Annotated in this window: 11 protein-coding genes; 6 read left to right on the forward strand and 5 right to left on the reverse strand. The window is 72.6% G+C overall.

What is annotated here, in order from left to right:
* Window positions 1-53 precede the first annotated feature (53 nt).
* Window positions 54-959, forward strand: a complete 906-nt coding sequence (locus EFK50_RS08355; protein ID WP_123227121.1) for an NAD(P)/FAD-dependent oxidoreductase — start codon at window positions 54-56, stop codon at window positions 957-959.
* 1 nt (window position 960) lies between these two features.
* Here the strand turns inward: EFK50_RS08355 and lepA are convergent, their stop codons facing one another.
* Window positions 961-2,829: a translation elongation factor 4 gene (gene lepA / locus EFK50_RS08360; RefSeq protein WP_281274008.1), complete on the reverse strand. Its 1,869-nt coding sequence runs from the start codon at window positions 2,827-2,829 to the stop codon at window positions 961-963.
* A gap of 215 nt (window positions 2,830-3,044) precedes the next feature.
* On the opposite strand from lepA, the gene EFK50_RS08365 reads away from it, so the two are divergent.
* The 5 genes from EFK50_RS08365 to rpsT all read left to right on the forward strand — a co-directional run bounded on the left by EFK50_RS08365 (window position 3,045) and on the right by rpsT (window position 7,856).
* Window positions 3,045-4,397, forward strand: a complete 1,353-nt coding sequence (locus tag EFK50_RS08365; RefSeq protein ID WP_123227122.1) for a hypothetical protein — start codon at window positions 3,045-3,047, stop codon at window positions 4,395-4,397.
* A 64-nt stretch (window positions 4,398-4,461) separates the two neighbouring features.
* Window positions 4,462-5,856, forward strand: a complete 1,395-nt coding sequence (locus EFK50_RS08370; RefSeq protein ID WP_123227123.1) for a WS/DGAT/MGAT family O-acyltransferase — start codon at window positions 4,462-4,464, stop codon at window positions 5,854-5,856.
* Window positions 5,857-5,865: 9 nt separating this feature from the next.
* On the forward strand, window positions 5,866-6,828 hold the full coding sequence (locus tag EFK50_RS08375; protein ID WP_123227124.1) for a phosphotransferase: 963 nt from the start codon (window positions 5,866-5,868) through the stop codon (window positions 6,826-6,828).
* Entirely contained in the window at window positions 6,828-7,463 is a 636-nt protein-coding gene (locus EFK50_RS08380) for an NAD-dependent epimerase/dehydratase family protein (protein ID WP_221177323.1), read from the forward strand. Before EFK50_RS08375 ends, EFK50_RS08380 begins: the two co-directional genes overlap by 1 nt.
* A gap of 132 nt (window positions 7,464-7,595) precedes the next feature.
* Window positions 7,596-7,856, forward strand: coding sequence for a 30S ribosomal protein S20 (gene rpsT / locus EFK50_RS08385; RefSeq protein WP_123227126.1), 261 nt, complete (start codon window positions 7,596-7,598; stop codon window positions 7,854-7,856).
* A 63-nt stretch (window positions 7,857-7,919) separates the two neighbouring features.
* On the opposite strand, the gene holA is transcribed toward rpsT, so the two are convergent.
* From holA to EFK50_RS08405, 4 genes are read right to left on the reverse strand one after another with little or no spacing between them, the layout of a single operon-like run.
* Window positions 7,920-8,924, reverse strand: a complete 1,005-nt coding sequence (gene holA / locus EFK50_RS08390) for a DNA polymerase III subunit delta (protein WP_123227127.1) — start codon at window positions 8,922-8,924, stop codon at window positions 7,920-7,922.
* A gap of 42 nt (window positions 8,925-8,966) precedes the next feature.
* The gene (locus EFK50_RS08395; protein WP_123227128.1) at window positions 8,967-11,258 is read right to left on the reverse strand and encodes a ComEC/Rec2 family competence protein; all 2,292 of its coding nucleotides are present in this window, start codon (window positions 11,256-11,258) and stop codon (window positions 8,967-8,969) included.
* A complete protein-coding gene (locus EFK50_RS08400; RefSeq protein WP_246004097.1) occupies window positions 11,255-12,136 on the reverse strand; it encodes a ComEA family DNA-binding protein in 882 nt (293 codons plus the stop codon). Before EFK50_RS08400 ends, EFK50_RS08395 begins: the two co-directional genes overlap by 4 nt.
* Before the next feature lie 59 nt (window positions 12,137-12,195).
* Complete coding sequence (locus tag EFK50_RS08405; protein ID WP_123227129.1) at window positions 12,196-13,077, reverse strand: DegV family protein; 882 nt, start codon at window positions 13,075-13,077, stop codon at window positions 12,196-12,198.
* Window positions 13,078-13,140 lie beyond the last annotated feature (63 nt).

The raw sequence follows: 13,140 nt of genomic DNA on the forward strand, positions 1-13,140 counted from the left end.
TGAAGTCACAGAGTGGGTGACAACTCAAGTCGACCTCTGCGAAGGAGCACCTCATGTACGACGTCATCGTGATCGGCGGCGGACCGGCCGGACTGCAGGCGGCCCTCACCCTGGGCCGGATGCACCGGAAGACCCTCGTCCTGGACTCCCAGGAGTACCGCAACGAGCCGGCCGCCGAGATGCACAACTTCCTCGCCCTCGACGGGACTCCCCCGGCGGAGGTCCGCGCGGCGGCCCGGCGCGACATCGCCGCCTACGACGACGTCGAGATCCGCCAGCTCACCGCGACGGCCGTCGAGGGATCCGCCGGCGCGTTCACCGTGACCACCTCCGACCGGGTCGCGCACCGCGCCGCCCGGGTGCTCCTGGCCACCGGCGTCCGCGACCTGCTGCCCGCCGTACCGGGTCTGGAGGGGTTGTTCGGCACCGTCGCCGCGCACTGCCCGTTCTGCCACGGTCACGAGTACGCCGGCGGCACCGTCGTCCTCCAGGGCGGTCCGCACAGCGCCGGGGTGGCCCTGATGATGGCGCCGATCGCCGGCGAGCTGGTCGTCGTCGGGGACGGCCACGACCCGGAGCCGGCCGCCCTGGCCGCGCTCAAGAGCGTCGGCGGGACCTGGCGCGACGGCGAGATCGTCTCCCTCCGGGCCGACGGCGACCGCGCCGTGGTCACCCTGAGCGACGGCGCCGAGATCCTCGCCGACGGGTTCTTCGTCCGGTCGGCCTTCGAGCAGTCGGCGCCGTTCGCCGCCGACCTGGGCCTGGAGCTGCTGCCGAGCGGCTGCATCCAGGTCGACGCCTTCGGCCGGACCAGCCTGCCCGGCGTCTACGCGGCCGGGGACCTGGCGCACACCCCGGAGCTGCCGATGCCGATGGCGTCGGTGCTGACCGCGGCGTCCGCCGGGCTGGTCGCCGCCGCGAGCATGATCCGCGACGACGTGATGGAGGCGCTGGGCTGAGCTACTTCTTGGGCTTCTCGCCGGTGGTGGAGAGCGCCGCGATGAAGGCCTCCTGCGGGACCTCGACCCGGCCGACCATCTTCATCCGCTTCTTGCCCTCCTTCTGCTTCTCCAGCAGCTTGCGCTTGCGGCTGATGTCGCCGCCGTAGCACTTGGCGAGGACGTCCTTGCGGATCGCGCGGATGGTCTCCCGGGCGATCACCCGGGCCCCGATCGCGGCCTGGATCGGCACCTCGAACTGCTGGCGCGGGATCAGCTCGCGGAGCTTGCCGGCGAGCATCACGCCGTACGAGTAGGCAGCGTCCTTGTGCACGATCGCGCTGAACGCGTCCACCGCCTCGCCCTGCAGCAGGATGTCGACCTTGACCAGGTCGCCGGGCTGCTCGCCGTCGAACTCGTAGTTCAGCGACGCGTACCCCTTGGTGCGGGACTTGAGCTGGTCGAAGAAGTCGAAGGCGATCTCGCCCATCGGCAGCGTGTACCGCATCTCGACCCGGTCCTCGGAGAGGTAGTCCATCCCGAGCAGGGTGCCGCGCTTGGTCTGGCAGAGCTCCATGATCACGCCGATGTACTCGCTCGGCGCCAGCACGGTGGCCTTCACCACCGGCTCCAGCACCTCCTTGATCTTGCCGTCGGGGTACTCGCTGGGGTTGGTCACCTCGATCCGGGTGCCGTCGTCCATCGTCACGTGGTAGACCACGTTCGGCGTGGTGGAGATCAGGTCCAGGTTGAACTCGCGCTCGAGCCGCTCCCGGGTGATCTCCATGTGCAGCAGGCCCAGGAACCCGCAGCGGAAGCCGAAGCCGAGCGCGCCGGACGTCTCCGGCTCGTAGGCCAGCGCGGCGTCGTTGAGCTGCAGCTTCTCCAGCGCGTCGCGCAGGGTCGGGTAGTCGTCGCCGTCGATCGGGTACAGCCCCGAGTAGACCATCGGGTTCGGGTGCTCGTAGCCGCCGAGCGCCTCGCTGGCGCCGTTGTACTGGCTGGTCACGGTGTCACCGACGCGGGACTGGCGGACGTCCTTCACCCCGGTGATCAGGTAGCCGACCTCGCCGACGCCGAGGTCGCCGGCCTTCATCGGCTCCGGGCTGATCACGCCGACCTCGAGCATCTCGTGCACCGCACCGGTCGACATCATCTTGATCCGGTCGCGGTGGCTGAGCTTGCCGTCGACCACCCGGACGTAGGTGACCACGCCGCGGTAGGTGTCGTACACCGAGTCGAAGATCAGCGCGCGCGGCGGAGCGTCCGGGTCACCCACGGGAGCCGGGGTCTGCTTGACGATCTCGTCGAGCAGGTGCTCGACGCCGAACCCGGTCTTGGCGCTGACCTGGAGCACGTCCTCGGGCTCGCAGCCGATGATGTGGGCCAGCTCGGCGGCGTACTTCTCGACGTTGGCCGAGGGCAGGTCGATCTTGTTCAGCACCGGGATCACGTGCAGGTCCGCGGCCAGCGCCAGGTACAGGTTCGCGAGCGTCTGCGCCTCGATCCCCTGGGCGGCGTCGACCAGCAGCACCGCGGTCTCGCAGGCCTCCAGGGACCGCGAGACCTCGTAGGTGAAGTCGACGTGCCCCGGGGTGTCGATCATGTTCAGCACGTAGTCGTCCGGCTCGGCGCCGGCCTCGTTGCCCGGGTCGACCGTCCACGGCATCCGGACGGCCTGGCTCTTGATCGTGATGCCGCGCTCACGCTCGATGTCCATCCGGTCCAGGTACTGCGCCCGCGCTGCCCGGGCGTCCACGACGCCGGTCAGCTGGAGCATCCGGTCCGCCAGGGTCGACTTGCCATGGTCGATATGCGCGATGATGCAGAAGTTCCTGATGATCGCGGGGTCGGTCTTGCCCGGCTGGGGCAGGGTCGCTTTGGGAGACAAGGAGCACTCTTAAGGTTCGGCGTACGTCGAACTGGCATTCTTCCACGTCCGGAGCCGCTGCCTCACCACGGCGCGAATCGATCCAGTCAGGCAGGTCGGGTATCGCCGTCGAAGAGCTCACCGAGGCCCCCGGGACCGAGTCGGCCGGGCCTCCGCTCGTCCGCCACCTCGGCTGGGTCACGCCTGCCCTGGCGTCCCTCGTCCTGTCCGCGACCATGATCGGCCGCACGACGCTGGGGCGCGACGAGATGGCGACCTGGGAGTTCGCGCAGCTCTCCCTCCCGAACCTGGTCAAGGCGCTCGGCCACGTCGACGCCGTGCTGGCGCCGTACTACCTGTTCGCCCACCTCTGGACGTCCGTGGACGACGGCGCCGTCTGGTTGCGGCTGCCCTCGGCGATCGCGGCAGCCGCGGCGGTCGCCGTCGCCGCCCGGATCGCCGACCGGGCCTGGGGTCCCTGGGCCGGTGCTGTCACCGGCACCGCACTCGCCCTGCACCCGACCGTCGTGGCCGAGGCGGTCCAGGCGCGCCCGTACGCCGCCGCTCTGCTGTGCTGCACGCTCGGTACCGCCCTGGTCCTCGCCGACGGCCCGCTGCGGCGGCACCGGTACGTCGTCGTGATGGCCGTCGGGATCGCGCTGCACCTGTTCGCGATCGCGGTCGTGGTGGCGCACCTGGTGATCGTCCGGCGCCGCTCGTTCCTGCTGCCGGTCGCGGTGCTCGCCGTCCTCGCGCTGCCGCTCGCCCTGGCCGCGCACGCGCAGCGGATCCAGGTGATCTACATCCCGGTACCGACGGTCTCCAGCGCCCTGGACGTGCTGCGCCAGATGGCGGCGCCCGGCGACCTGCAGTGGCTGGTGCTGGCCGCCGTGCTCGTCCTCGCGGCGACGGCGCTCCGCGGCCCGACCGGTCCGGCCCTCGGTGCGCTGGGGAGCTGCGCGGCGCTGGTCCTGGTCCCGCTGGTGCTGCTGTACGTCGCCTCGCACCTGCTCGCGCCGGTGCTGAACCCGCGCTACCTGATCACGGCGCCGCTCGGGGTGGCGCTGGCCGTCGGGGCGGTCGCCGGGCTCGTCCGGTTGCCCGGAGCCTGGCCCGCCTGGTCGCGCACCCTGCTGCCCGGAGTGCTGGCCGTCGCGATCCTGGTGGCCGTGGCGCCCGCCGTACGGGCTCTGCACGCGCCGCGCTTCGCCGGCGCCGACTTCACCACGTTGGCCCGGATGCTGGCCCACCGGGCCGACCCCGGGGACGGCCTCCAAGTCGTGATCCGGCGCAGCCAGGGAGGGATGCCGGCCGGGGTGGCGTACTACACCGGCGACGACGCGTTCCTGGCCGACGTGCTCCGCGGCCTGCCCGAGAGCGAGCCGCTGGTGTACGAGCGCCGGATCACCGGGCCGGGCGCGAGCGTCGCCGAGCCCGGGCTCAAGCGGACGACGTGGCTGGTCGCGGTGGGAGCCACCCAGCCCGGCACCGCTGCTGTCGCCCGGCTCCGCGCGAGCGGCTGCCGGATCCTGGCGCACCACCCGCTCCCCGAGCTCACGCTCTACAAGGCGCGCTGCCCGGTCTCCTGAGATCGACCGGGTCCAGGGACGAGTTCCAGGGACCGGGGCTCGTCCGCGGCCCTAGAGTGCGGCCATGAAGCGGATGAGTGGGGTCGACGCGGCATTCTGGTACGGCGAGACGCCGGCGTGGCACATGCATATCGGCGCCGTCGCGATCCACGAGACCGCGGACGCCCCGAACTTCAGCTTCGAGGAGGTCCGCCGGATCGTCATCGAGCGGCTGCCGCAGATGCCGCAGCTGCGCTGGAAGGTCGTCGAGTCGCCGTTCGGGCTGGAGCGGCCGCACTTCGTCGAGGACGAGACCCTCGACCCGGACTTCCACATCCGGCGGATCGGCGTACCGCAGCCGGGCACCCGCAAGGAGCTCGACGAGCTGATCAGCCGGCTGATGTCCTACAAGCTCGACCGCAACCGGCCGCTCTGGGAGCTGTGGGTGATCGAGGGCCTCCAGAAGGGCCGGGTCGCGACCCTGACCAAGATGCACCACGCGATCGTCGACGGCGTCTCCGGTGCCGGCCTCGGCGAGATCCTGCTGGACATCACCCCGGAGCCCCGGGATGCCTCCACCGAGGTCGTGCACGGGATCGGCACCAAGACCCCGAACCAGCTGAAGTCGCTGGCCGAGGGCTGGGTCAACGTCGCCGTCCGCACCCCCGCGCGGGTCTTCGGCATCCTCAACCAGACCGCGCGCCAGCAGATCGCCGTACGGAACCAGAAGAACAAGCCGCCGCGGTTCTTCTCGGCGCCGACCACCCGGTTCAACGCGACCCTGACCCCGCACCGCCGGATCACCGGGGTGAAGATCGAGCTCGACCGGGTCAAGGCCCTGAAGTCCGCGTACGACGTCAAGCTCAACGACGTCGTCCTGGCGCTGGTCTCCGGCGCGCTGCGGATCTACTTCGCCGAGCGCGAGGGGATCCCCGCCAAGCCGCTGATCGCCCAGATCCCGGTCTCGACCAGGACCGAGGACACGGCCGGCGAGGTCGGCAACCAGGTCAGCTCGATGACGGTGAACATGGCGACCGACATCGACGACGCCGGCGAACGGATCCGGGCGATCTACGCCAGCTCGCAGGGCGCCAAGGAGATGGCCAAGGCCCTGACCGCCCACCAGATCATGCAGCTGCCGGACATCACTCCCCCGGGCCTGCTCGGGATCGCGTCCCGGGCGTACACCGCCAGCGGGCTGGCGAACACCCTGGCGCCGATCAACCTGGTCGTCTCCAACGTGCCCGGGCCGTCCTTCCCGCTGTACATGGCGACCGCCCCGCTGCGTTCGCTGCTGCCGATCGGGCCGCTGGTCCTGGACGTGGCGCTGAACATCACCGTGTTCAGCTACCTGGACTCGATCGACTTCGGATTCGTCAGCACGCCCGAGGTGGCTCCCGACCTGGACAAGCTCGCGGACGCCATCAAGGACGCGCTGGTCGAGCTCGAGGAAGCGATCGGCATCACCGCGTCTGCTTGACTCACGCCCATGGATGATTCCGCCGCACCGGTCGGCACGGCTGCCGTGCCGTCGGTCCCGCACGGGAAGACCGCGTCCCGGCTGGAATGGCGGTTCCTGCCCCAGGAGGTCCGCGCGCTGGTCGAGGACGAGCTCGGTTCGCCGGTGGTCGACGCACGGTCCCAGACGGCCGGCTTCACGCCCGGGTTCGCCTCGCTGCTGACCGCCGAGAACGGTGCCCGGAGCTTCGTGAAGGCGGCCAGCAGGGTCGCCCAGCCGGAGATCGCCGCCTCGTACGCCGAGGAGGCCCGCAAGCTCGTCCTGATCGGTGAGCAGGTCCCGTCCCCCGCTCTGGAGTGGTTCAGCAAGGACGAGTCCTGGGTGGTGCTCGGCTTCGAGGCCGTCACCGCGCGACCGCCGCGTCGACCGTGGCGCGCCGCCGACCTCACCCGCGCCCTCGACCTGGCCGAGACGATCGCGGCCGCCACCGAGCAGGTCCCGGCCGGTCTCGACCTGAAACCGCTGTACGCGGACCTGCCGCTGCTGCTCACCGGGTGGAAGGACGCTCCTGCCGCGTGGCCGCACCGCGCGGAGGCGGCCGCGCTCGCCGCCGGCCTGCCCGACGTACCGGGCAACCAGCGGTTCGTGCATGCCGATCTGCGTGACGACAACATCCTGTTCGCCGACGACGGCCGCACCCTGGCGTGCGATTGGAACTGGCCGGCGCTCGGGCCGGTCTGGCAGGACTCCGTGGACCTGATGATCTCGGCTCACGGGGACGGGGTGGACGTGGACGAGGTGCTCGCGGCCCGGCCGCTGACCCGCGATGTCGATCCGGACCACATCGATTCCTGGCTGGCCGCGCTCTGCGGCTTCATGCTCTCCGCGCGGCGACGACCCTCCCCGATGAACTCACCGCACCTGCAGACGCACTCGACCTGGTACGCCGAGGCTGCCTGGTCCTGGCTCGCCCGACGACGAGGATGGCTCTGATGACCCGTACCGCTCTGATCGCCGGCGCCACCGGCCTGGTCGGCTCGCACCTGCTCGACCAGCTCCTCGCCGACGACCACTGGGACCGCGTCGTCAGCGTCGGCCGGCGCGAGGTCGACCGGTCCGACCCGAAGCTGACCCAGCTGATCGTGCCGTTCCCCGGGATCGGCGACCTGCCGGCCGCCGACGACGTGTTCAGCTGCCTGGGCACCACGATCAAGGTGGCCGGCAGCCAGGACGCCTTCCGGGCCGTCGACCACGACGCGGTGGTCGCACTCGCCGAGGCGGCGCACCGGGCCGGCGCGACCCAGTTCCTGCACGTCACCGCGCTCGGCGCCTCGGCCCGGTCGCGGATCTTCTACAACCGGGTCAAGGGCGAGACGGAGCGCGACGTCAGCGCGGCCGGCGTCCCGGCCACGGTCGCGTTCCGGCCCTCGATGATCGACGGGACCCGCCCGGACGTCAGTCGGCCGGGCGAGAGCGTCGGGCTGGTGGCGATGCGTGCGGTCGGTCCGCTCCTCGGGAGATTCCGCCCGAACCGGGCGTCCGACATCGCCGCCGCGATGATCCGCGAGGCCAAGGCGTCCCGGCCGGGGCACCGGGTGGTCGACGCGGGTGCTCTCGGCCGGGCCTGAGACCCCGAAATCGGGTCGGTCCGCCGATTTGGGCGCATCGGCTCGCCGCTGGTATCGTTTCCCCTCGTGTCTGGGCTACCGGCCCGCACCCTGACTTTTTCCGAAACCGCATCAACAGACAGGTGAGCCTCCGTGGCCAACATCAAGTCCCAGATCAAGCGCAACAAGCAGAACGAGCGTGCCCACGAGCGCAACAAGGCTGTCCGCTCCGCCCTGAAGACGGCCGTGCGCAAGTTCCGCGAGGCCGCGGAGGGTGGCAACGCCGCTGACGCCAAGGCTCTCGCCGCCGACGCCGGCCGCGCGCTCGACAAGGCTGCGTCCAAGGGTGTCATCCACAAGAACCAGGCCGCGAACCGCAAGTCCTCGATCCAGAAGCAGGCCGCGTCGCTCTGACGCCCCGCTGATCGCCGCGAAGGCGCTCGTCCCCTGGGGGATGGGCGCCTTCTCCGCTTTCCGCTACCGAGCGGGACGGGCGCGCACGATCTCCAGCACCAGCTTCTCCAGCGCGTACGCCGCGTCGTGGGCCTTGCCCTTGATCTCGGCATCGGCGGCCGCCACCAGCCGGATCGCCCGGGCCAGTCCGCCGTCGTCCCACCCCTTCGACTGGTCCCGGAGGGTCCGCAGCTTCCACTGCGGGACGCCGATCTCGCGCATCAGGTCCGTCTCACGCATCCCGCGCGGAGCGGCCTTGTAACGAGCCAGGCTCCGCAGACCGCCCGCCACCGCACTGGTGATCAGCACCGGCGCGGTGCCCCGCTCCAGCGCCCAGCGGAGCTCCTCGAGCGCCTTGGCGGCTTGTCCGGAGATGGCGTGGTCCGCCACGGCGAACGACTTGGCCTCGGCCCGGCCGCCGAAGTACGTCTTCACCATCGCGATCGTGATCGGCTGGCCGGCGAAGTCTCCCGCCAGCTGGCTGCACGCCGCGGAGAGCGAGCGCAGGTCCTGGCCGACGGCCTGGACCAGGAACGAGGCCGCCTCGCCGTCGATCCTGACCTTCAGCGACCGCAGCTCGGAGACCACGAACCCGGGGAACTCGCTGGATTTCAGCGCCACCGACTTGACCTCGGTGACCGCGTTCACCTTGCGGAGCTTGGTCAGCACCCCGCTGCCCTTCTGGCCGCCGCCGTGGACCAGAACCAGGGCGACGTCCTCGGCAGGGCCGGCCGCGTAGTCGAGCAGCCCGTCCACGGACTCCTCGGGCAGGTCCTCGAACGAGCGGACCACGACGCACCGGGTCGAGGAGAACAACGAGGGGGCGGCGAGCTCACCGAGGGTGGCCATCGTGAGGTCCCCGGCAGCGGTCTCGCTGAACTCGGCCTCGGGATCAGCCTTGCGGACCGCGGCCCGCACCGACTGCACGGTGCGCTCGGCCATGAACTCCTCGGGCCCGGTCACCAGGGTGACCCGGCCGAGCACCTGGGACGGGTCGGGCCCGGACGGTGACCCGGAAGGAGGTGCCATGAGCGCAGCCTCTCACGCGCTGCCGACAGCCGCACCGGCCGGTCAGGGTGGTCCGCCCCGGCTCACCGTCGAGAGCCGGCCGCCGGCATCCACGACGACCGCGACGTCCCCGTCGAGGTCGGTACGACGGACCGGCATCCCGGCCCGTTCCAGCAGCGCGAGCGCCGATCCGGCCGGGTGCCCGTAGTCGTTCCCGGCTCCCACCGAGATCATCGCCAACCGGGCGCCGAGGCCGTCGATCAGGTCGGCGTCCTGCTTGCTGCTGCCGTGGTGCGCGACCTTGAGGACGTCGGCGCGCAGGCCGGGGTGGCTCCGGCGCAGGGCCGCCTGCGAAGGGCGTTCCTGGTCCCCCATCAGCAGCAGCCGGATGCCGCGGACCTCGACGAGGAGGACCAGGCTGGCGTCGTTCGGGGGCGACTCGGAGTCCGGGAAGGCCGAGGCCGGCGGTCCGAGCACCTGCCAGCGCGCCGCCCCGATACTGGTCAGCTCCCCCGCCGCGGCGGCGCGGACGGAAGCTCCGGCACGCGCAGCTTCGCGGTGGACCGTCGCTGCTCCCGCGGCGGGCTCCTGGAGCGGCGAGGTGACGATCTCCCGGACCCGGCGTCCCCGGAGGACACCGGCGAGTCCGTCGATGTGGTCGGCGTGGAAGTGCGTCAGCACGATCATCGGCACCGCGCGGACCCGGAGCCGGCGCAGGCAGCGGTCGATGAGCCGGGGATCGGGGCCGACGTCGACCACCACCGCACTCCCCCGACCGATCGCGAGCACCAGGCCGTCGCCCTGGCCGACCGAGCAGGCGACCAGGACCCATCCGGGCGGCGGCCAGCCGGGGGTGGGCAGCGGCACCAGGACCACGCCGGTCACGATCGCGACGCACGCGAGCGAGCACCCGCGGCGCGCCAGGAGACGGTGCAGGGTGAGCGCGGCGGCCACCGTCAGTCCGGTGAGCAGGACCAACGGCAGCACCGCGGTCGACCACGCGACGGCGGGCAGGTGCAGGCTCGCGCCATGGGTCGCGACCGCGATGATCCCGGAGGCGCTCCACGCTGCCGGCACCGCTATCAGCTCCCCGAGAGCCGGGACGACCAGCGTGACCAGCCCGCCTGCGAGCCCCAGCACCGTCGCCGGTCCGACCAGTGGAGCCGCCACGACGTTGGCCGCGACCGCCACCAGGCTGACCGATCCCGACAGGGCGGCCACCAACGGCGTGCAGGCGACCTGCGCGGCCAGCGGCACCGCGCAGACCTCGGCCAGCCAGCGCGGGAGCCACCGGGCCAGCGCGTCCCGCCAGGGAGGTCCGAGCAGGAGGATCCCGGCCGTGGCGCAGACCGAGAGCGCGAACCCCGCCGATCGCGCCAGCCACGGGTCCAGGACCAGCAGCGCCAGCACCCCGAGCCCGAGGGTGCGCAGCCCGTTGCGACGGCCGCCGGAGCCGAGGCCGACGAGCGCGATCGTGCCCATCGCGGCCGCCCGCAGCACGCTGGGCTCCGGGCCGGCGAGCAGGACGAACCCCGCCACTCCTAGGGCACCGACCAGGATCAGGCCGTAGCTCCGCACCCGGCAGCGGCGAGCCACCAGCAGCACGCACCCCAGGATCAAGGTGAGGTTCGTGCCGCTGACCGCCAGCAGGTGGGTCAGTCCGGTGGTGGTGAAGTCCGCCGTGATCCGTTCGGGGAGCTCGCCGTCCTCGCCGTCGACGAGCGCCGGCACCAGCGCCCGTGGGCCCGCCGGCCGGTCCTCGACCGCCTCCCGGATTGCCGAGCGGACCCGAGCCGCCGCTCGCTCCGGTGGCGCCGGACCCGCCAGGACCCGCACGCTCCCGCGCACCGCCAGGACCGCCGCGCGCTCGGCCCGGTCCGAGGGCCGGAGCACGCCGCGCACCTCGATCCGGGAGCCACGGCGGAGCCCGCGCCCCGGATCGTCGAGGAGGACCAGCACCGGCGCCCGAACCCGGTGGACCCGGCCACCGGCCTCCATCCGGTGCAACCCGGCCTCGAACCAGACCCGGGTTCCGAACCGTCCCCTGCTCGGCACCGGCTCCGAGCGGACGGTGAGGACGCCGTGGACCGACGCTCCCTCCTCGGCAAGCCGGACGACCGGGGAGGACGCGATCGCGCCCGCGTGCAGTGCCGCCGAGCAGCCGACCGCCGCGAACGCCAACGCCCAGCCGAGCGGCGTCGCCGCATCGCCGCCGCTCCGCAGCGCCACGAGCACCAGCACGCCGAGGATCGCTCCCACCACCGGCCAGACCCGCGCGCCGACCAGGATCGCCGCGGCCCAGCCTGCCGCCCCGAGCGCCAGGGCACGCAGGTCCGGGCGCTCCGCGATGGTCACAGGACGACATGAGGACTGAGGTTCGCCAGCGTCTTGGCACCGATGCCGTCGACCTCGAGCAGCTCGTCGACCGAGCCGAACGCGCCGTGCTCGGTCCGCCAGTCGAGGATCTTCTGCGCCGTCACCGGACCCACCCCGGGCAGCGACTCCAGCTGCTCCAGCCCGGCCGTGTTCAGGCTGACCGGCGTGCCGGGTGCGGAACCGGGCGCCGGCGCTTGCTGGGCCGGGCCCGCCTGGCGCCCGACCACGATCTGCTCGCCGTCGACCAGGACCCGGGCCAGGTTCAACGTGCTCAGGTCGACGCCGGTGCGGGCACCGCCGGCACGTCGCAGCGCGTCGACCACCCGGGACCCCGCCGGCAACGTCGCGACGCCGGGGCGGCGTACCTTCCCGACGATGTCCACCACCACCTGCACCGCTGCGCTCGGGGACGCCGACCCGCTGGGAGCCAGCGCCGACGGGGCGCCCGTCGCCGGGCCGGGCGGTCCGCTCGTCGCTGCCGGGGAGGTGTGCGCCATCGGTACCGGCACTTCCTCCGGGGCGGCCCGCAACGCCGTCCAGAGCGCGACCGCCACGCCCAGGGTCACCAGCGCCGAGACCACGACCAGGTGGGTGGCGCGCAGGGCCAGCCGGCCCCGCAGCGGACCCGGGAGCCGCGCCTCGACCCGCTCGACCACGCGCAGGCCCTCGCGGCGGGCCCGGGAGTGCCGTCCGGGATCCGGCACCACCACCGGGGGCGGCGGGTCGCCCCCGGAACCGGTCTCGTGGTCGACGGTTTCCGGCATCGGCCGGATGCCCGCAGCGGCGAGCTCACGACCGAGCTCTGCCAGCTGTCGGCGGGTTGCCGCGGTCACTGCCTCTGAGGATTCCTTGCGCATCCCCGGACGCTAGGAGGGACCGGCGCCTCCTGCGGCGGGCACGGGCAGGCCTGTGGAGATCAGGCCCCGTCGGCGGGGTTGTGGACGGCGCGGGGCGCGACGCACACCGCCACCATCCCCGGACCCACGTGCGCGCCGAGCACCGCACCGATCTCACCGACCCCGACCTCGCGCCCCGCAAGACCCTCGGCCAGGCGGACGGCGAGCTTCGTCGCCAGCGTGGCGGCCCGGTCCGGGCTGGCCAGGTGGGCGACCGCGACATCCACCTCGAGGTCGCCGGCGGCCTCGACCGCCAGCTCCTCCAGCCGGCTCAGCGCCTTGCTCGAGGTGCGCACCCGTTCGAAGGGGCCGATCCGGCCGGACTCGACCTTCAGGATCGGCTTCACCGCCAGCGCGGACCCGACCAGAGCGGCGGCGGCACCCATCCGGCCGCCCCGGCGCAGGTACTCGAGGGTGTCCACGTAGAACAGCGAGGTGGTCCCGGCCGACCGGTCCCGAGCGGCCGCGGCCATCTCCTCGGCGGTCCCGCCGGCGTCACGGATCTCCGCTGCCGCCAGGACCGCGAAACCGGTCCCCATCCCGACCTGCCGGCTGTCCACGGCCCGGACCGGCACCGAGCACTGCCGGGCCGCCAGCTGTGCCGACTCGAAGGTGCCGCTGAGGTCGGCGGAGAGGTGGATGGAGACGATCTCGGTGGCGCCCTCGGCGACCAGGCGCTCGTAGACCTCGAGCATCTCGTCCGGGTTCGGGCGCGAGGTGCTCACCGGCGTCCACTCCCGGAGCGCCTCGGCCAGCAGCTCCGGCGTCACCCCGTCCTCGGTGCCCTCGTCGTACGACTCCGCACCGATCACGACCTGGAGCGGGACGACTGTCACGCAGCGCGCCGCGGCGACCTCCGGGGTCAGCGACGCGGTCGAGTCGGTGACGAGCGCGATGGGCATGGGCGCAGCCTAATAGGTGGCTCGAACGTCCAGGCGTCTCGACGGGCTCGACGTCCGGCGTGC

The organism is Nocardioides marmoriginsengisoli (assembly GCF_003725695.1).
Classification (GTDB): Bacteria; Actinomycetota; Actinomycetes; order Propionibacteriales; family Nocardioidaceae; genus Marmoricola; species Marmoricola marmoriginsengisoli.

What these genes read in the sequence shown, in the direction of transcription:
- EFK50_RS08355 (WP_123227121.1), top strand. Translation starts at nt 54, where the DNA reads ATGTACGACGTCATCGTGATCGGCGGCGGACCGGCCGGACTGCAGGCG.
- EFK50_RS08365 (WP_123227122.1), top strand. Translation starts at nt 3,045, where the DNA reads ATGATCGGCCGCACGACGCTGGGGCGCGACGAGATGGCGACCTGGGAG.
- EFK50_RS08370 (WP_123227123.1), top strand. Translation starts at nt 4,462, where the DNA reads ATGAAGCGGATGAGTGGGGTCGACGCGGCATTCTGGTACGGCGAGACG.
- EFK50_RS08375 (WP_123227124.1), top strand. Translation starts at nt 5,866, where the DNA reads ATGGATGATTCCGCCGCACCGGTCGGCACGGCTGCCGTGCCGTCGGTC.
- EFK50_RS08380 (WP_221177323.1), top strand. Translation starts at nt 6,828, where the DNA reads ATGACCCGTACCGCTCTGATCGCCGGCGCCACCGGCCTGGTCGGCTCG.
- holA (WP_123227127.1), bottom strand. Translation starts at nt 8,924, where the DNA reads ATGGCACCTCCTTCCGGGTCACCGTCCGGGCCCGACCCGTCCCAGGTG.
- EFK50_RS08400 (WP_246004097.1), bottom strand. Translation starts at nt 12,136, where the DNA reads ATGCGCAAGGAATCCTCAGAGGCAGTGACCGCGGCAACCCGCCGACAG.
- EFK50_RS08405 (WP_123227129.1), bottom strand. Translation starts at nt 13,077, where the DNA reads ATGCCCATCGCGCTCGTCACCGACTCGACCGCGTCGCTGACCCCGGAG.